We start from the raw sequence: 17,247 nt of genomic DNA on the forward strand, positions 1-17,247 counted from the left end.
GGCACAGAAGTACTCGGCACAGGAGCCTCCGGAGGAGAGAAGGGGTCAGCGGGTGACGCGGACGTCGACCAGCGCGGTGGTCCCGGCGCGGACGCTCTCCAGCGCACGCACCAGCGCGGGCTTCAGCTCGCCCGGCTCCCGCACGGTCAGCCCGAGCAGGCCGAACGGCGTGAGCAGCTCGGCCGGGTCGGGGGCGTCGGCGAGGTCGACGCCGCGGAAGTCGTTCTCCGACACCGCGGCGCCGTCGGGGTAGAAGCGCAGGTGGTTCAGCTTCATCGACCGGTACTGCCGGTTGTCGAACACCACGATCAGCAGCGGCAGCCCGAGCGAGCGCGACGCGCCGAGGGCCTGGACGATCGGGTTGTACAGCAGCGAGCCGTCGCCGATGGTCAGGGCGACTTCGCGGTCCGGGTCGGCCAGCTTCACCCCGAGCGCGACGCCGAGGCCCTGGCCCAGTCCACCTTGGACGTACGTGTAGCGCCCGGGCCGGTCGGCCCGCAGGTACTGCTGCACGGTCCGGCTGTGGGTGATCGTCTCGTCGACGACCGCCGCGTCCGGGTCCAGGAGCTCCCGGAGCAAGTCGACGACGTGCGCGGCCTCCAGACCATCCCCGGCGATCGGCGTTTCCAGCGCGGCCGGAAGCACGGGAACGTCCACCCGGGACTCGAGCACGACCGAGGTCAACGCCCGCAACGTCGGGCCGACGTCCCCTTCCAGGTACTGGTCGGCACTTAGCACCTGGTAGTCGACGTACGGCCGGTGCGGAACGTCGTCGATCACCAGCACTTCAGCCTCGGGACGGTTGCTCGGCGGGTACCACGGCGCCCGGCAGCACACCAAGACCACCAGGTCGGCGTCCCGGACCAAGTCACCGCCGCGGTGCAGCGGGTGGTCGCGCGGGAAGTTCGCGCACACCGCCGACTGCGGCTCCACCACCGGGATGCCCAGCGACTCGGCGAACGCGACCAGCGCGGCGAACCCGTCCGGGTGCCGCCCGGCGGACTCGGTGACGAGCACCGGCCGTTCGGCAGCCAGCAGCCGGTCCGCCGCCCGCCGCAGCTCCTCGGGCGGGCTGACGCGGGTGCCGGGTTCGGGGACCGGCCGGGCGGCCGCGGGCCGCGTCCACCCGGCCAGCAGCACCTCGACCGGGACGTTGAGGTACACCGGTCCCGCGGGCCCGCGCCGGGCCAGCTCCGCGGCCCGCACCACCGAACCGTACAAAGTGGACACATCGCCGACCTGGGACGACCACTTGACGAACGGCGCGGCCATCGCCTGCGGCCCGCCGACCACCGACAGGTTGCGGTACCACTGCGAACCCGGGTCGGGCTCGGTCTCGCCGTACGTCGTCGACTCGGCCGAGCAGACGACCATCGGCGCCCCGGTGAGCAACGCGCCGTGGATGCCGCACGCACCCTGCAGCAACCCCGGACCGGCGTGCAGCAGCACCAGCTGCGGCCGCCCGGTGACCAGCGCGTACCCCGTGGCCATCGCGACGGCCAGGGTCTCGTGCTGCAGGTCGACGTACCGCGGGCCGGGCGTGCGATCGCGCGCCTGCCGGGCCAGCGCCTCCCACACCGGGGCCCACTCCGAGCCGGGGGAGGAGAACACCACGTCGACGCCGAGGTCGCGGCACGCCGCGAGGATCGCCTCGCCGCCGTCGAGCGTCATCGGGCCGGCTCCGCGGCGGCCGGCACCGGCCAGCCCAGGCATTCGCTGATCCCGCGGCCCATGATCCACTCCAGTTCCTCTTCGGTGAAGCCGAAGTGCTCGGTGAACTGGGCGACCGTGTCGGCGTAGGTGAGGCCGTGACCCATCAGGCGGGTCAGGTCCGTGCCCCAGAAGCACCGCTGCGGACCCATCGCGTCGACCATCTCCCGAACGTACTTCGCGAGGTTGAGGTTCGGGAAGGGCTGCGTCGAATACCCGGGCAGCGCCGAGACCTTGACGTGGATGTTCGGGTGGACGTGCAGGTCGGCGGTCTCCTTGACCCAGTAGCCGATGGCGTCGTCGACGCAGCGGGCCATGATCCCCATGTGGTCGATGACCAGCTTGAGCCCGGGGTGCCGCGCGGCGATCGCACCCAGCTCGGCCTTCCAGATCGGCGCGTGCACCATGGTCACCAGGCCCAGCTCCTCGGCCAGCGGCCAGTACCAGTCGGCGGTGCCGTCGATCATCCAGTTGCGGTCCTGCGGCCGGTGGAACGTCAGCCGCGTGCCCTTGACGAATGGGTTCGCCGCGGCCTCCCGCATCAGCGCCGCGCCTTCCTCGGGCTTGTTCTGCGGGATGCGGATCATCACGCCGAACCGGCCGGGGTGCTTCTCGCAGGCTTCCAGCGCGTAGTCGTTGCGGTCGCCTTCCCAGGACGGCGGCACGATCAGCGCGCGGTCGACGCCGCCTTCGTCCATCAGCCGCAAGGCTTCCTGGTAGCTGAACGCCTCTTCGCGGTGGCCGTTGAGCCGGATCCGCTCGCGGGCGCCGGGCACCCACGGGCGGTCGGGGGTTTCTTCCTGCCAGACGTGGATCTGGGTGTCGACGATGAACATGGGTTCTCCTTCAGAGGTCTCGGACGAGGTGCTCGGCGATGGCCAGGCACGAGGTGGCGGCGGGGGAGGGGGCGTTGCGCACGGCGGTGACCGGGCCGGTGGTGTGGATCCGGAAGTCGTCGACGAGCCCGCCGTCGCGGTCGACCGCCTGCGCCCGCACGCCGGCGGGCGCCGGGACGAGGTCGGCGGCGGTCAGCTCCGGCAGGTACTCGCGCACCGCCGCGGCGAAGGCGCGTTTGGACAGTGAGCCGTGCAGCTCGCGGAGCCCGGTCCGCCAGTGGGCCCGGGCGAGCCGCCGGGTCCCGGGCCAGGTCAGCGTCCGCCACAGGTCGCGGACGTCGACGTCACGGCGCCGGTAACCCTCGCGGGCGAGCGCGAAGACGGCGTTCGGGCCGACGTCGACCGTGCCGTCGATCCGCGGCGTGACGTGCACGCCGAGGAACGGGTACGCCGGGTCCGGCACCGGGTAGACGAGCCCGGTGACGAGGTCCCGGCGCAGCCGGTGGTACTCGCCGCGGAACGCGACGATCCTCGGCTCCGGCCCGGCGCCCGCCAGCGCCGCCAGGGTGTCGGACTGCAGCCCGGCGCAGAGGACGAGCGCGTCGAACCCGTGCCGGTCTTCTCCACAATGGACGGTCACCCGTTCGCCGGCGGGTTCGATGGCGGTGACGCGGGAACCGAGGAGCACCTTGCCCCCTCGGCGTCCGACGTCGTCGGCCAGCGCTCGCGCGACGGCGGGGTAGTCGACGATCGCGGTCGTCGGCGAGTGCAGCGCGGCGACGCCGCGGACGTTCGGTTCGAGCTCCTTCAAAGCGGCCGCATCAAGCCGCCGGAGGCCGGGGACGCCGTTGGCGCGGGCGCGGCTCTCCAACTCGTCGAGCCGGGCCGCTTCCCGCTCGTCCCGGGCGACGACCACCTTCCCGATTTCGCGGTACGCCAGGCCGTGTTCGGCGCAGAAGTCCTTGAGCAGCCCGGCACCGCGGCGGCACAGCGTCGCCTTCAGCGAACCCGGCGGGTAGTAGACGCCCGCGTGCACGACCCCGGAGTTGTGCCCGGACTGGTGCCGCGCGACGGCGGTTTCCTTTTCGAAGACGACGACTTCGGCGGTCCTGGTGAGTTCCCGCGCGACGGCGAGGCCGATCAGCCCGGCCCCGACCACCCCGACCCTCACCACGCGACCGCGACCGTCTTCACGCGGGTGTAGAAGCGCAGCGCCTCGGCGCCCTGCTCCTTGAACGGCGAGCCGGAGTCGCCGAAGCCGCCGAAGGGCAGGTGGACGTCCCAGCCGGTGGTGGGCAGGTTCACCGCCACCTGGCCGGTCCGGGCGCGGGCGGCGAATTCGTTGGCGTGGCGCAGGTTCGTGGTGAACACGGCCGCGGCGAGCCCGTAGGCGGAGTCGTTGACGGCCTCGACGGCTTCGTCGAACCCGTCGACCACGTGCACCGCGACGACCGGGCCGAAGACCTCGTCGCGCCAGATCGCCATCGTCCGGGTCACGCCGCCGAGCACGGCGGGCGTGAGGAAGCAGCCGTGTCCCTCGGCCGGCACTTCGCCGCCGGTGAGCAGCTTGGCGCCTTCCTTTCGGGCCAGCGTCAGGTGTTCGAGCACGTCGGTCCGGTGCGCCGCGCTGACCAGCGGTCCCGTCGTGGTGGCGGCGTCTTCGCCCGGGCCGACCCGGCAGGCCCGCGCCGCGCCGATCAGGCTTTCGGTCAGTTCCCCGGCGACGGCCCGGTCGACGACCACGCGGCTGGTCGCGGTGCAGCGCTGCCCGGTCTGCCCGAACGCCGCGGCGGCCACTGTGGACGCCGCCAGGCCGAGGTCGGCGTCGGCGAGGACGGCGGTCGCGTTCTTGCCGCCCATCTCGGTCTGCACGCGCACGTCGCGCCCGGCCAGCCGGCGCTGCAGGCCGCGGCCGACGGCGGTGCTGCCGGTGAACGACACCGCGGCCACGCGGGGGTCGTCGAGGAGCGCGTCGCCGATTCCGGCGGACCGGCCCACCGCGACGCCGAGTACGCCCGCGGGCAGCCCGGCGTCGTGCAGCGCGCGAGCGAGGTGCAGTGCGGACAGGGGCGTTTCGGTGGCGGGCTTGAGCACCACGGCGTTGCCGGCGATCAGGGCCGGGGCGAGCTTGCGCGCCGGCGTGAGCAGCGGGTCGTTCCAGGGGGTGACGAGCACGACGACGCCGAGCGGTTCGGTCCGCGTGCTCATCGAGGTGCTCGGCCGCGCGTCGGCGAGCAGCGACCCGTAGGGCCGGCGCGCGAACGAGGCGTAGTAGTCGAGGAAGTCGGCGGACTTGGCCGCTTCGCCGGCAGCTTCCGCGCGCGTCTTGCCCATTTCCGCGACGAGGTCGGCGGTGATCTCGTCCGCCCGCTGCCGCAGCAGCCGGGCGGCACCGGTGAGCACTTCGGCCCGGCGCAGCGGCGACTCGGCCGCCCAGGCCACGGCTCCGCGCTCGGCGGCGTCGAACAGTTCCGCCACCTCGGCCGCCGTCATGGCCGGGACGAGCGCCACGACCCGCCGGAGGTCGGCCGGATCGCGTACTTCCAGGACCCGGCCGGCGTCGGGTGCCCGCCAAGCTCCGGCCACCAGCCGTGGCACGGTTTTCGCCGCCATGTGCTCCGCCTTCCCGCCGGGTCACGGGCCCGGACGAGCCGAGCGTAAGAGCGGAAAACCGGTGCGGGAACGGGGAAAGCCGCAACCTTAGGTGTACGAAGGCCGCCGCTGCCCGGCACCGGGCCGGTGAATGGCGATGAAATCGTTGACAATTTCGATGACAGTCTCGTAGCGTTTCGAGCCGGTCGACGCCCCGACTCGCCTCGTCGAAGTGGAGCTGCGCAATGCCGGGTCTCTTCGCTCGCCCTTCCCTCCGCCGCACGGTGCTGGTGTGCTGTGCCGTCCTGCTCGGCGTCCAGCTGCCGCTGGGGAGCGCGGCCGCCGGGCCGCGTCCCGACGGGCTGGCCGCCCTCCCGGCGCTGCCGCCGGTCATGACCTGCGCCGACGTCCCCTCGCTCGATCTCCGCGGTGTCACCGACGCACCGGTCACCATCACGTCGGCGAAGGAGGTGACCACCGGGACCGCCGCGCCCTACTGCGAGGTGCGTGGCACCGTCGCCCCCGCGAACACCGTCGTCGTGCGCCTGCCGCTGAACGGCTGGACCCAGCGGTACGTCCAAACCGGGTGCGGCGGGCTCTGCGGCAGCGCGAACATCAATTTCGGGCAGGCATCGACGTGCCCGCTCGTCGTCGACGGCAGTCTCGCCAGCGCCACCACCGACATGGGGCACCAGGGGCAGAACGACGGCTCGTGGGCGCTGGACAACCCCCAGGCGCAGATCGACTTCGCCTACCGGGGCGTGCACGTGACGTCCCAGGTGGCCAAGGCGCTCATCACCCGCTTCTACGGCCGCGCCCCCGCGTACTCCTACTTCACCGGCTGCTCCGACGGCGGCCGCGAAGCCCTCATGGAGGCCCAGCGCTACCCGGACGACTTCGACGGCATCGCCGCCGGCGCGCCCGCCAACGACATGGCCGTGCAGAACACCTTCCACCACGCCTGGAACGTCGTCGCCAACCTCGACGCCGACGGCCACGCCATCCTGCTCGCGGGCAAGCTCCCGCTCGTCCACGCGGGCGTTCTCAACGCCTGCGACGCGCTCGACGGCCTGCGGGACGGCCAGCTCGACGACCCCCGGCGGTGCCGCTTCGACCCCGCCACGCTCATCTGCGCGCCCGGCCAGGACCCGGCGACCTGCCTCAGCCCGGCCGAAGCCGCGGTCGTCCGGAAGCTGCACGACGGCGCCGTCGACGCGCGGGGCCGCCGCCTCGAACCCGCGATCGCCCACGAGTGGGGCTCGGAGCTCGAGTGGACGCTGTTCGTCCCGGCCACGCCGACGGGGCCGTCGGCCAGCGCGAACTTCGCGTTGTCCTACCTGCGCTACCTCGCCTACCCGGACGCGCAGGACCCGGATTTCCGGTTGTCGGACCTGGAGTTCACCGAGGCGTCGTTCTGGAAGACCGTGCAGTCGTCGGCCTACCTGGCGGCGATGAACCCCGACTTGCGCGCGTACCAGCGTGGCGGTGGGAAGCTGTTGCTGTGGCACGGCTGGAACGACCAGCACATCTCGCCGCAGTCGACGCTCGCCTACTGGGACGCGCTGCGGACCGCGACGGGCGCCGGGTTCGCCCGGTTGTACCTGTTCCCCGGAGTGGCGCACTGCGGCGGCGGCGACGGCCCGAACACGTTCGACGTGCTGACCCCGGTGATGGCGTGGGCGGAAACGGGGAAGCAGCCAGGCCGGGTGGTCGCCACGAACGGGACGCGCAGCCGCCCGGTGTTCCCGTACCCGGCGGTGGCCCGGTACGACGGCACGGGGAGCACCGACGACGCGGCCAATTTCGTCGCGTACACGCCCCGCACGGAGCCGGGGCCGGGGTACGCGTGGGTCGGCGCGCGGTTGTACTCGGTGGATTACCAGACCTGGTGCCGCGCGGAGGGGACGCGGTTGTCGTGCCGGCCCGCCGAGACGTGGTTGACCCGCAAGGCCGGGCCGCGAACCTGAGACGGCTGGGCGCGCCGTCATCCCAGCGGCGTCCCACGGGGACGGCGTTCCCGCTGGTCCACCCGGGTGGGACTGTCCCGGCGTCCCGACTTGCCCGGTGACCCGCGACCGGCAGGCTGAACCGCTGCCAGCCTCCTCGCCATGCAAAGACTCGCTCTGGCCGTCGCGGTGCTGCTGGTGGTCCCCGCCGCGACCGCGGTCGCCGCCGAACCAGCCGTCGAAGCCGTCGCCGTGTGCGGGCACACCACCTCTCAGCCCACCCTGGCCGCAGGGGCGACCGGCGCGGCCGTCGCCGAAGCCCAGTGCGAACTCAACCTCGCGACCAAGGCGAGCCGGTACTCGCCCATCGGTGCGGACGGCTCCTTCGGTCCCGCCACCGACGCCCGCGTGCGCGTGTTCCAGAAGTGCGCCGCCCTGAACGTCGACGGCCAGATCGGGCCCAACACCTGGGCCGCGCTGAACACGTGGTCCGCGCACCCCCGCAAGTGCGCCACCCAGGGCACCGCCGGCACCGCGCAGAGCGTCGTGTGCGGCCTCTCCACCGCCCGCCCGACCCTGCAGAGCGGGTCCACCGGCACCGACGTCGAAGAACTCCAGTGCCGGCTGAACCTCGCCATGGAGCCGGGCCACTACCCGCCCCTGACGATCGACGGCCAGTTCGGCGACGGCACCCGCACCCGCGTGATCCAGTTCCAGCACTGCGTCAATGCCAGTGCCGACGGCGTCGCCGGGCCCACCACCTGGGCGAAGGTCACCGACTGGTCCAGCCGCAACACCTACTGCACGCCACCGAAGCCCGCCGGGCACCCGATCGACGGCGTCGACACGGCGAAGTACCAGCACCCCGGTGGCGCGCCGATCAACTGGGGCGCGGTGAAGGCGTCCGGCGTCGAGTTCGCGACCGTCAAGGCGACCCGCGGCCTGAACGTCACCGACGACTACCTGGCCACCGACCTGCCCGCCGCGCGCAACGCCGGCCTGGCGGTCGGGCCGTACCACTTCTACACGGGCACCGCGGCGAACACCGGTGGCGCGCAGGCGGACCGGTTCATCGCCGCCGTCAAGGCCACCGGGTACACCGGCAAGCGCGCCGGCGACCTGCCGCCCGTCTTCGACCTGGAGTGGAAGGACGACGGCTCCGGCGGCTGCCCGCCGTACGCCACCGTCGCCGACGCCAAGGCGTGGCTGGACAAGGTCCAGGCCGCGTTCGGCCGGACGCCGATCATCTACACCCAGAAGTCGTTCCTGGACGCGTGCCTGGGCGGCACCACCGCGCTGTCCGCGTACCCGATGCAGCTCGCGGACTACCGGCAGTCCGTCACGCAGCCGGCGCTACCCGCCGGGTCGAAGACGTGGCTGATGTGGCAGTACACCGACGCGGCCATCCCCGACGGCATCCCCGCGCCGGCCACCGGCGACGTCTTCAACGGCACCCAGGCCGACCTCGACCGGCTCGCCAACCGCTGAATCCCCGCTAGGAAAGGACGAGAATGACTCTCCCCCTCAGCCGCCGCACGGTGCTCCGCGGCGCGGTGGTGCTCGGCGCGACCGCGGCGGCCGGCCCGCTGCTGCTGTCCGGCACCGCCCAGGCGTACTCGTGGTCCCGCACCCTCGTGCAGGGCAACACGGGCGCCGACGTCACCGAGCTCCAGATCCGCGTCGCGGGCTGGGCGGCCGACTCGCCCAGCCACAGCCGGGTCTCGATCGACGGCGAGTTCGGCCCCGGCACCGCGGCGGCGGTCCGCCGGTTCCAGGCGGCCTACGGACTGGGCGTCGACGGCCAGGCCGGCCCGGCCACCCAGGCCGCGCTCAACGCGCTGGAGCAGAGCGACGGGTCGACCGCGCACTTCAACTTCAGCGAGTTCACCGACCGGGTGAGCGGCACCTTCAACGGCGGCAAGGTCAGCGCGGCCACCGCCAAGGAGAACGCCCGCCGCTGCATGTACAAGCTCGAGGCGGTGCGCAAGAAGCTCGGGAACAAGCCGATCACGGTGAACTCCGGGTTCCGCAGCATCGCGCACAACGCCGAGATCGGCGGCGCCAGCGACAGCATGCACATGTACGGCACCGCGGCCGACCTCGACGTCCCGGGCGTGGCCAACAAGACCGTTTACCAGAAGGCCGAGACCAGCGGGTTCTCCGGCCTCGAGACCTACAACACCGACCACCAGCACGTGGACAGCCGGGCCGACCTCGGCCGCGCGTGGTGGTGGGAGAACGGCACCGTCTGATCCGGCCACTGGGGGTCTGACGCCGGAAACCCGCATCGGACAACGGGTTTCCGGCGTCAGCTTGCCGCGAAGCCCGCGCCCTCCCGGCCCCGCTCCCAGGGGGGCCACCCCTCGCAGGGGGGCGCGGGCTTCGCCTTTTCGGTGCTCAGTGCGGCGGCGGGGTCTGGAGCGCGGCCGAGCAGGACGGCCAGTCGTGGAAGTCGTGGCGCACGCTCCACAGGCGGTGGGCCGCCTCGATGTTCCACCCCGGGTCGAACGCCTGGCGCGGCGTGCCGCCGAGGTCCAGCAGGCGGGCGTCGGAAATCTGGAAGACGCCCCAGTTGCGGCTGCCGTTCGTGTTCGGCAGCACCCACAGCGGGTCGAGGAACGACGCGCAGCGGGCGATCGCGACGGCGGTGTCTGGTGCCTCGGTGAACACGGCCCGGATCCGCTGCTCCACCACGGCCGGCGGCCAGCCCGCGAGGCTCGTCCGGTGGTCGTAGAGCGCGTTCTTGGTGGCGTCGTCGACCACACCGCGCGCGGGCAGGCCGGCCAGCACCTGGAACGCCGTGACCCGGCGCAGGGTCTCCGGACCGAACGAGCCGTCGACCGAGAGCCGGCCCTGGGCCGAGACCAGCAGGTTCTGCACCTCGGTGACGCACTCGTCGTGCTGGCCCATGCTCACGGGGGGCTGGCAGCCCGGGGAGAACAGCACGCGGTCGGCGTACCGGCCGGGAGGGGCTCCGGACCCGTCGGCGGTGACCCAGAACAGGCCGCCCGCCAGCAGCACCACGACGGCGATGGCCACCGCGGCGTACCAGCGCCGACGCGGTGGGGCCGGGGTTTCGACGCGCTCCGCCGGCACTTCGTCGACCCGCCCGGCGTCGGCCAGGGCCCACAGCTGGTGCAGTTCGCGCAGTTCCTCGGCGGACGCGCCGCAGACCTTGGCGAACGAGTGGACGACCCGGTAGTCGGCGGGGACGCTCTTGCCGGAGCAGTACCGGTGCAGGCTGGAGCCGCTGGCGCCGGCCAGCCTGCCGAGCCGTTCGTAGCCCTGTCCGCTGCGGTCCTTCAACATGCGCAGGTAGGCGGCGAACTTGTCCGTGTGCACGGTCACGGTGACGGGACCACCTCGCTCGGGGGCAGCGGATGACGGACGGAAGTTAACACCGTCCCGCCGGGTGCCGGGCAAAAACCGGCGGATTGCTCCACTTGGCGCAGCAGCCCCGTCGACCGGGCGAAAACGCTCGAATCCCGGGAAAGGTTGCCGTACCGCCGCGGCGGAACGTTCCGGTCTCCCCGGACACCGGGGCCGGCCCTAGATTTCCCCTACAACCCAAAAGGGGGAACAAAACCATGCCGATTGGCAGATTCACGCGGTCAGCGTCCGTGCTGGCCGCGGCTCTTCTCCTGACCGGAACGGCGGCCGCGCCCGCGTGGGCCGACTCCGGGCCGAACCTCGAGGTCACCGTCGTCGCCCAGCAAGGGCACTGGCTCCTGGGCGAGTACGTCGGGCTCGACGTGACCGTGAGCAACATCGGGGACTCCGTCGTCTTCGGCGCGATCGGCTCCACCTACTCGGAGTCCGGGACGGACTTCTGGGTCGACCAGCACCAGTGGGGCGACCTCGACGACAGCGGCACCGGCGCCACGATCGCGCAGGGGGAGACCCGGACCCTCCACCTCACCGGGCAGCTCGGGTCGACGTACTACGGCGACTCCGTCGTGCACGTCGAGGTGTACGGCGCCGGGGACACCGACTACAGCGACAACGTCGCGCGGGTCACCGTGCCGCTCGCGACCGGCACCGAACGGGTCGCCGGCGTGCTGTACGGGGACACCAACGGCGACGGCAAGCCGTCGCCGGGGGAAGCGCTCGCCGGGGCCCGGGTGCGCTTCTTCGGCGTCGGCACGACGCTCGAGATGTACACCACCACCGACGCGACCGGCCACTTCGCCTACGACGGCCTCCCGCTGACCCGGACCGCCTACCTGAGCTTCGACCGGCTGCCCGGCGGCTGGATCGCCCCGGCCCTGCCGGACCTGCGGCTCGACGGCCGGGGCGCCTACACGGCGCTGGAGGTCGCGGCCACCCGCCCGCTGTCCGACGTGCTGCACGAAACCCTCACGCTGGACAAGACGAGCTACGCCGCCGGCGACACCGGCAAGGCGACGGTCACGCTCACCAACTCCGGCACCAAGCCGCTGACCGGCCTGTTCCTCAACTGCGACGCGGGCGGCTTCGGCTCCGAGCTGACCGTGACCGACGACCAGTGGGGCGCGTTCAGCTACCAGCGTCGCGAAGGCACGCTCGCCGCGGGACAGCGGGTCGTGCTGACGGCGACGGGCAAGGTGCCCGACAAGGCGGCCTACACCGGCGTCACCGGGCTTGACTGCACCGCCCAGGACGGTCACACCGGCGGCGCGCCGTACGTTTCCGTCACCGCCAAGGTGCCCGGCAAGGTGGGCGACTCGCGGGGCCAGGTCTGGCTCGACAAGAACGGCAACAACGCACCCGACACCGGTGAGGGCCTGGCGTACCGGAACCTGGTGCTGCTGGAGAACGGCGCCATCCGCGCCTACGCCCGGACCGACGCCAACGGCTACGCGACGTTCAAGGGCGTGCCGGTCGGCAACTACGAGCTGCGGGTGCTCGGCCCGTGGAAGGCGGCGGTCCCGGGCAGCGGTGAGCTGAACGTCTCCGCGCCGCCGTACGGTGGCGGGGAGTGGGTCGTCCAGTTCGTCGCGAGCTGATCGAGAGGAGTTCCGGGCGGTGCGAGCCGCCCGGAACACCGCCGCGCGACGGCTCGGGTTCGGTGGGAAGCTCGGTGCGCGTACCCCGGTCCGAGGAGCAGCCCCATGGATGACGCCGAACAGGCCATTGTGGACACCGTCCGCGACTTCGTCGACCGCGACGTCCGGCCGGTCGTGCGCGAGCTCGACCACGCGAACACCTACCCCGAAGCGCTCATCGAGCAGATGAAGCGGCTCGGCGTCTACGGGCTGGCGATTCCCGAGCCCTACGGCGAGCTGCGCGTCTCCACCGAGTGCTACGCGCTGGTGACCGAGGAGCTCGCACGCGGCTGGATGAGCCTCGCCGGTGCCATGGGCGGCCACACCGTCGTCGCGAAGCTGCTCCTCGCCTTCGGCACCGAGGAGCAGAAGCAGCGGTACCTGCCGCGCATGGCGACCGGCGAGCTGCGCGCGACCATGGCGTTGACCGAGCCCGGTGGTGGTTCGGACCTCCAGGCGCTGCGCACGACCGCGCGCCGGGAGGGCGGCGAGTACGTCGTCGACGGCACCAAGACCTGGATCAGCAACGCCCGCCGGTCCGGCCTGGTCGCGCTGCTGTGCAAGACCGACCCGGACGCGCGGCCCGCGCACCGCGGCATCAGCATCCTGCTGGTGGAGAAGGTGCCCGGGTTCACCGTCTCCAAGGACCTGCCGAAGCTCGGCTACAAGGGCGTCGAAAGCTGCGAGATCACCTTCGACGACTGTCACGTGCCGGCGGAGGCGCTGCTCGGCGCGACCGAAGGCGAGGGGTTCGCGCAGATGATGCGGGGGCTGGAGATCGGCCGCATCCAGGTCGCCGCGCGCGCCACCGGCGTCGCGCGGGCGGCGTTCGACGACGCGCTGAAGTACGCCCAGGAACGCGAGTCGTTCGGCAAGCCGATCTGGCGGCACCAGTCGGTCGGCAACCACCTCGCCACGATGGCGACCAAGCTGACCGCCGCCCGCCAGCTGCTGCTGCACGCCGCGCGCCGGTACGACGCCGGCGAGCGCGCCGACCTGGAAGCCGGGATGGCGAAGCTGTTCTGCTCGGAGACAGCGATGGAGGTCGCGCTCGCCGCGATCCGCGTCCACGGCGGGTACGGGTACTCCACGGAGTTCGACGTCGAGCGGTACTTCCGGGACGCGCCGCTGATGATCGTCGGGGAAGGGACCAACGAGATCCAGCAGAACGTCATCGTCGGGCAGCTCGTCGCCCGCGGAGGCCTGAAGTGAACCTGCCGGACGCGGTCGCCGGGTGGCGACCTGACGCCGTCGAGACGTCCGAGGTGATCGGCGGGTGGCCGGCCGAGGCGTTCTCCGCGCTGCTCGACCAGCCCGCGCCGACCGGGCCGTTGCCCCCGTTGTGGCACTGGTTCCACTTCCTCGAGCCGACCCCGCAGGCCGCGCTCGGCGAGGACGGCCACCCGGCGGCCGGGCGGTTCCTGCCGCCGATCCCGGACCGGCGCCGGATGATCGCCGGCGGCCGGCTGGAAGTCCGCGCGCCGATCCTCGTCGGCGACCGGATCGACCGCCGCAGCGCACTGGCCGGCGTCGCCGTGAAGGAGGGCCGCAGCGGGCAGATGGCGTTCGTGACAGTCCGCCACGAGTACCGGCGCGGCGCCGAGCTGTTGCTCACCGAACACCAGGACGTCGTGTACCGGTCCCAGCCGGCCGGGCAGCGGCGGCCGCTCGCCGAGCCGGTGCCGGCCGGCGAGCCACCGCACGAGTGGAAGATCCGCACGCCGACCGGGCCCCAGTTGCTGTTCCGGTTCAGCGCGCTGACCTACAACACCCACCGCATCCACTACGACCAGCCGTACGTGACCGGGGTCGAGGGGTACCCCGGGCTGGTCGTGCACGGACCGCTGCTCGCCTTGCTGCTGCTGGAGATCCCGCGCCGGCACGGTGACCGGCCGGTGACGTCGTTCGAGTACCGGTTGTCCAGCCCGGTGTTCTCCGGTGCGACCGTGCTGACCCACGGGCGTCGCGAGGACGGCGAGCTCGCCCTGTCCGGCATGGTCGAAGGCGGCGCCACCGCGATCACCGGCACCGCGACCTAGGAACGGCGGCGCGCCAGCCACTGCCAGACGTGCGTGCCGCGGGCGCTCGGGTCGTTGCGGGCCACGTAGATCCACGACCAGTGACCCGGGAACTGGTGGCCGTTCCAGACGACGTGGTCGTAGAGCGTCAGGGTCGAGCGGAGGATGAGCTCGTGCGCGTGGACGGAGTTGGCCTGCGGGTCCACCGTGTCGTCGTCGCGGGAAGCGACCAGCCAGGTGGGCGTGCGGATCGCGGTCAGCTCGGCGTCGGGGATCAGCGGCGGGTTGCCCTCTTTCCGGGCTTCGACGACGCCGCAGATCGGGACCGACGCCGCGAACGTGGCCGGGTAGACCGTGGTCATCTTGAGGCTCATGTAACCGCCGTTGCTGCAGCCGACGACGTAGACGCGGTGCGGATCGACGTCCCGCGTGCGGAGGAGGTCCTGGACGATCTCCTGGATGAGCGGGGCGAAGCGGGGGCCGTCGTCCATCCAGGCGGCCGTGCACTGCGGGGTGACCACGTAGGCGCCGTCGAAGATCTTCTGCGCCTCCGGGGTCGCGAAGCCCAGCGCACCGCGGTTTGCGCGCAAGGTCGTCTCGTTGTCGTAGTAGCCGTCGGGCAGGGACGCGCCTTCGCCGCCACCGTGCAGCCAGACGACCAGCGGACGGCGGCCGCGCCGGGGCGCGGGGGAGTACAGCCGGTACTTCATGCCGGAGCGGGAGACGTGGTGGGTGAAGGCGTCGACTTCGGGGTTGGTCAGCGGGCCCTGGGTGAAGCGGGTGAACGTGACCGGGCGGCCGTGCCGCCGGAGCGGGGCGTGCTGCGTGATGGTGTAGACCAGGTCGAGCCGGACGTTCCGGCTCCTGCTGTTGAGGTACCCGAGCGTGCCGCCGCCGGTCTGGCCCTCGCCGTGGCTCAGCTCGAGCACGACGTTCCCGTGGCGGTCGAGCCGCGCGGCCGTCACGGGCCGGTCGAGGTCGTAGCCGACGTCCTGGCCGCCGGCGTCGATCGGGCTGGTGGCTTTGGCGTGCACGCTGAACGTGGTGGTGGCCAGGCTCGCCGGGTCGATCGGCCCGAGCCGGGACGTGCCGAGGGTGAGCGAGGTGATCTGTTCGCCGCCGTCGAGCGTCTCGGCGTCGAGGGTGAAGCCGACGCTGCCGGCTTGGCCGGCGACGGCGACACCGGGCCACGCGAGGCCGGCGGTGACGCCCGCGCCGGTGAGCAGAACGGTGCGGCGGCTGAACGCGGAGACCATGCGAACTCCTTTGTCCGTGGTGCGGATCCGGGTGGAGCGGTGCCGGTCGGGCACGTCATTGTATCGCCGCGCCGGTCGCTGGAAAGCGTTTTCCGCCGCCGGGGCCACGCGGTCGCCGGCTGCCGTCGAGCGTCCATTGTGGACGTCGAGGCGGCACGCGGCCGGCTGGGCGCTCAGTCCAGCGCGGCCATCTTCCGCAGCAGCACCGAGCGTTCACGCTCGTTGGCGCACAGCCGGGCGGCCAGCTCCAGCTCGGCGCGCGCCTCCCGGCGGCGGCCGAGGCGGCTCAGCAGCTCGCCGCGCACCGTCGGGAGCAGGTGCGATCCCGGCAGCCGGTCCGTCGCGACCAGCTCGTCCACGATCGCCAGGCCCTCCTCCGGACCCGAGGCCATCGCCACCGCGACCGCGCGGTTGAGCTCCACCACGGGCGAGGGCGCGACCCGGCCCAGTGCCTCGTACAGCACCACGATCCGGTCCCAGTCGGTCGACTCGACCGAGGCCGCCGCCGCGTGGGTGGCGGCGATCGCCGCCTGCAGGCCGTACGGGCCGAGCCCGCGGGCCGACGCCTTGGCCAGCGCGGCCAGCCCGCGGTGGATCGCGGAGATGTCCCAGCGCCGCCGGTCCTGGTCCTCGAGCAGGACCGGCGAACCGGCCGCGTCCGTCCGGGCCGGGAAGCGCGCGGCCGTCAGCTCGCACAGCGCGAGCAGGCCGTGCACCTCCGGCTCGTCCGGCAGCAGCGCGGCCAGCGTGCGCGCCAGGCGGATCGCCTCGTAGGCGACGTCGGGACGCAGCAGCCGGTCGCCCGACGTGGCCGTCGAGCCCTCGGTGAAGATCACGTACAGGACGCTGAGCACGCCGCCCAGCCGTTCGCGGCGCTCGGCGGGCGGCGGCAGCTCGAACGGCACCCCGGCCGCGGCGATCGTCTTCTTGCCCCGGGTGATGCGGGCCTGCACGGTCGGCACCGGGACGAGGAACGCGCGGGCGATCTCCTCGCTGGTCAGGCCGCCGACCACGCGCAGGGTCAGCGCCACCCGGGCCTCGGGGGAGAGCACCGGGTGGCAGCTGGTGAACATCAGCGCGAGGACGTCGTCGTCGATCCGGTCGGGGTCGGCTTCCTCCTCGGCGCCCGGGTCGGCCGCCAGCAGGGCGTACCGGTCCTGCAGCGCCGTCCGGCGGCGGATCACGTCGATCGCCCGCCGCCGGGCGGTGGCCCGCAGCCAGCCCGCCGGGTTGGCCGGCGGGTCGAGCGGCCACGCCACGAGCGCCTCGGCGACCGCCTCCTGGGCGGCGTCCTCGGCCAGCCCGAAGTCGCCGGTGAACCGGGTCAGCGCGGCGACGATCCGCGCCGACTCGATCCGCCAGACGGCCTCGACGTCGGCCGGGCCCATCAGTTCCGGCCGTCGGTGGCGGACCCGTCCGGGACCTCGTCGCCGCCGGGCACCCGCCGGACCTCGACCTTGGCCCCGCGAGCCGCCGGGACCCGCTTGGCCCACTCGACCGCCTCCTCCTTCGAGGCGACGTCGATCAGGAAGAAGCCCCCGAACAGCTCCTTGGTCTCGCCGTACGGCCCGTCGGTGACCACGGGCGTCTCGCCGCCGAAGTCGACGACGACACCCAGCTTCGGGTCGTCGAGTCCCTCGGCCGCGACGTAGACCCCGGCCTTGAACAGGTCCTCGATGAACTGGCGGCTGGTGGCCATCATCTCGTCGATGTTCGCCATCATGGCGGCGTTCGACTCGTCGGTGCCCCGCATGATCAGCATGTACTGCGGCATCGCGCGCTCCTCGTCCGCGGGGCCGCCTCTCGGCCCTCGCCCCCTCATGTCGAACGGGCGGCCCGCGGATCAACACGGCCCCGGAAAAACT

General features: G+C 72.8%; 14 protein-coding genes. 6 read left to right on the forward strand and 8 right to left on the reverse strand.

Annotated features, from left to right (window positions below):
- Window positions 1–45: 45 nt before the first annotated feature.
- The 4 genes from ACIQWX_RS15595 to ACIQWX_RS15610 are packed head-to-tail and all read right to left on the reverse strand — an operon-like array spanning window position 46 to window position 5,159.
- Window positions 46–1,671: a thiamine pyrophosphate-binding protein gene (locus ACIQWX_RS15595; protein WP_400870422.1), complete on the reverse strand. Its 1,626-nt coding sequence runs from the start codon at window positions 1,669–1,671 to the stop codon at window positions 46–48.
- Entirely contained in the window at window positions 1,668–2,546 is an 879-nt protein-coding gene (locus tag ACIQWX_RS15600) for an amidohydrolase family protein (RefSeq protein ID WP_400870425.1), read from the reverse strand. Before ACIQWX_RS15600 ends, ACIQWX_RS15595 begins: the two co-directional genes overlap by 4 nt.
- A gap of 10 nt (window positions 2,547–2,556) precedes the next feature.
- Complete coding sequence (lhgO, locus tag ACIQWX_RS15605) at window positions 2,557–3,717, reverse strand: L-2-hydroxyglutarate oxidase (protein ID WP_400870427.1); 1,161 nt, start codon at window positions 3,715–3,717, stop codon at window positions 2,557–2,559.
- The gene (locus ACIQWX_RS15610) at window positions 3,714–5,159 is read right to left on the reverse strand and encodes an aldehyde dehydrogenase family protein (RefSeq protein ID WP_400870430.1); all 1,446 of its coding nucleotides are present in this window, start codon (window positions 5,157–5,159) and stop codon (window positions 3,714–3,716) included. The genes lhgO and ACIQWX_RS15610 overlap by 4 nt, the downstream gene beginning before the upstream one ends.
- A gap of 224 nt (window positions 5,160–5,383) precedes the next feature.
- Between ACIQWX_RS15610 and ACIQWX_RS15615 the strand changes: the two genes are divergently transcribed.
- The 3 genes from ACIQWX_RS15615 (at window position 5,384) to ACIQWX_RS15625 (ending at window position 9,336) form a co-directional block, all read left to right on the forward strand.
- The gene (locus ACIQWX_RS15615; RefSeq protein WP_400870433.1) at window positions 5,384–7,105 is read left to right on the forward strand and encodes a tannase/feruloyl esterase family alpha/beta hydrolase; all 1,722 of its coding nucleotides are present in this window, start codon (window positions 5,384–5,386) and stop codon (window positions 7,103–7,105) included.
- 141 nt (window positions 7,106–7,246) lie between these two features.
- Window positions 7,247–8,572 carry a GH25 family lysozyme gene (locus tag ACIQWX_RS15620; RefSeq protein WP_400870435.1) on the forward strand — a complete coding sequence of 442 codons (1,326 nt, stop codon included), beginning with the start codon at window positions 7,247–7,249 and terminating at the stop codon, window positions 8,570–8,572.
- A gap of 23 nt (window positions 8,573–8,595) precedes the next feature.
- A complete protein-coding gene (locus ACIQWX_RS15625) occupies window positions 8,596–9,336 on the forward strand; it encodes a D-Ala-D-Ala carboxypeptidase family metallohydrolase (RefSeq protein ID WP_400870438.1) in 741 nt (246 codons plus the stop codon).
- A gap of 145 nt (window positions 9,337–9,481) precedes the next feature.
- Here the strand turns inward: ACIQWX_RS15625 and ACIQWX_RS15630 are convergent, their stop codons facing one another.
- Window positions 9,482–10,432 (reverse strand): helix-turn-helix domain-containing protein, encoded by a 951-nt coding sequence (locus ACIQWX_RS15630; RefSeq protein ID WP_400870440.1) that lies wholly within the window; start codon window positions 10,430–10,432, stop codon window positions 9,482–9,484.
- Between the two features lie 239 nt (window positions 10,433–10,671).
- Here ACIQWX_RS15630 and ACIQWX_RS15635 point away from each other — a divergent pair, with 239 nt between their 5' ends.
- From ACIQWX_RS15635 to ACIQWX_RS15645, 3 genes are all read left to right on the forward strand, one after another.
- Window positions 10,672–12,069 carry a carboxypeptidase-like regulatory domain-containing protein gene (locus ACIQWX_RS15635; RefSeq protein ID WP_400870443.1) on the forward strand — a complete coding sequence of 466 codons (1,398 nt, stop codon included), beginning with the start codon at window positions 10,672–10,674 and terminating at the stop codon, window positions 12,067–12,069.
- A 105-nt stretch (window positions 12,070–12,174) separates the two neighbouring features.
- On the forward strand, window positions 12,175–13,320 hold the full coding sequence (locus ACIQWX_RS15640; protein WP_400870445.1) for an acyl-CoA dehydrogenase family protein: 1,146 nt from the start codon (window positions 12,175–12,177) through the stop codon (window positions 13,318–13,320).
- Window positions 13,317–14,147, forward strand: a complete 831-nt coding sequence (locus ACIQWX_RS15645) for a MaoC family dehydratase N-terminal domain-containing protein (protein ID WP_400870448.1) — start codon at window positions 13,317–13,319, stop codon at window positions 14,145–14,147. Before ACIQWX_RS15640 ends, ACIQWX_RS15645 begins: the two co-directional genes overlap by 4 nt.
- Here the strand turns inward: ACIQWX_RS15645 and ACIQWX_RS15650 are convergent.
- From ACIQWX_RS15650 to ACIQWX_RS15660, 3 genes are all read right to left on the reverse strand, one after another.
- Window positions 14,144–15,382: a prolyl oligopeptidase family serine peptidase gene (locus ACIQWX_RS15650; RefSeq protein WP_400870450.1), complete on the reverse strand. Its 1,239-nt coding sequence runs from the start codon at window positions 15,380–15,382 to the stop codon at window positions 14,144–14,146. The genes ACIQWX_RS15645 and ACIQWX_RS15650 overlap by 4 nt on opposite strands.
- Window positions 15,383–15,555: 173 nt before the next feature.
- Window positions 15,556–16,770, reverse strand: coding sequence for an RNA polymerase sigma factor (locus tag ACIQWX_RS15655; protein WP_400870453.1), 1,215 nt, complete (start codon window positions 16,768–16,770; stop codon window positions 15,556–15,558).
- On the reverse strand, window positions 16,770–17,156 hold the full coding sequence (locus ACIQWX_RS15660; RefSeq protein WP_400870456.1) for a YciI family protein: 387 nt from the start codon (window positions 17,154–17,156) through the stop codon (window positions 16,770–16,772). Before ACIQWX_RS15660 ends, ACIQWX_RS15655 begins: the two co-directional genes overlap by 1 nt.
- Window positions 17,157–17,247: the final 91 nt, after the last annotated feature.

The organism is Amycolatopsis sp. NPDC098790, assembly GCF_044759945.1.
Classification (GTDB): Bacteria; Actinomycetota; Actinomycetes; order Mycobacteriales; family Pseudonocardiaceae; genus Amycolatopsis.